1 protein-coding gene is annotated in these 1,328 nt (G+C 40.9%); it reads right to left on the minus strand.

The genetic code is table 11. The features are described 5' to 3' along the window. Positions 1 to 739, minus strand: a 739-nt coding sequence (locus tag CEF18_RS14930; RefSeq protein ID WP_263053811.1) for a reverse transcriptase domain-containing protein, incomplete at its 3' end; no start/stop codon positions are given. Between the last annotated feature and the right edge of the window lie 589 nt (positions 740 to 1,328).

Raw genomic sequence — 1,328 nt, forward strand, 5'->3', positions numbered from 1 at the left:
CAAATTGATCGAAGAGATTACTCAAAATCGGTGAAATATTCCCGCCTTGTGGCACACCAATTTCAGTAGGGACAATTGTTCCATTTATAGACACACCACTCCTTAGGAATTTCCGTATAAGTGTAAGGATGATTTTATCCTTAATATGCTCTTCCAAATGAAACATGAGTTTGTCATGATTAACCGTATCGAAATATTGTTTCATATCGATATCTACTACTGTTCGATATCCTTGTTTATAGTATTCTTTCGCGCAATTCATTGCGTCGTGAGCACTACGATTAGGTCTAAAACCAAAACTACTATCCGAAAACGTCGGATCTATTTTCTTCTCGATCACTTGAAGAATCGCTTGTTGAATAAGTCGATCACGTACAGTTGGTACGCCAAGTTTTCTTTTTGATCCATCCGGTTTTGGTATTTCCACACGTTTGACGGGTTGTGGTTCATATGAACCTGTTTTTATCTGTTCTATAAGTTCTTCTTTGTTTAGAACGAGATAAGCAAACAATTCATTCACAGTCATTCCATCAACTCCAGGAGCTCCCTTATTAGCCTTCACCTTTTTATAAGCTTGGTTCAAGTTTGAGCGACTGGCTACTTTATTGATCAGATGACTCACACCATCTCTTCCTTCCGTTTCACCGTGAGAAATACTACACACTTCTACTATACCTTCGGATTCCATCCTATTCTCTTGTAGATAGCCATCTTTCGATGTTGTCTGTGGTTGTTGCATTTCTCTCACCTCCACGGCTTCCAAGATTACTATTGTTCAGCCCTTCATCCTCTTTTTGGACTACTATGGCTTCGGCTGACTTCTTACAATTCATCATGCCATCACTGTCATGATTGTTCCTGTGGGAAATTCCTTCCCTCTTGTCGGGAACCCTTGTAAGACCTCCCCGGGTAAGTCTAACCACTTTCCTCCCATATAGGTGCTGGATTTACTGTAAGAGATTTGGGTAGTATTGGACTTCATCTTGTCTTGCAGACTTATCCTTCTCTATTCAGCCTTATATCCAATTTCTGTTCGTCACCTCAGGATTTTGCTTCCGGCTTCCTTCAGATTCCATCTCACGATGGACACCCTTGCCTTCCGCTAACAGTTCCTACTACCAAGTCTGTAGTGGACTTTCACCACCAAGTTGTTAGACATGCCGGGCACACAAGAAAGGGCGCAATTCTTATTACAGAATTGCGCCTGATTGTTGAAGATCATTTTTCTATTGCATAGTATCATCGTACTCCCTCAGTTAGATTCTATTTACTCACAAATGCTCGCTTATTCGCAGGATTTCAGACCACTTCTAAGAACAATGACGGAT

It is taken from the genome of Salipaludibacillus neizhouensis, from assembly GCF_002886185.1.
In the GTDB taxonomy this organism is placed as follows: domain Bacteria; phylum Bacillota; class Bacilli; order Bacillales; family Salisediminibacteriaceae; genus Salipaludibacillus; species Salipaludibacillus neizhouensis.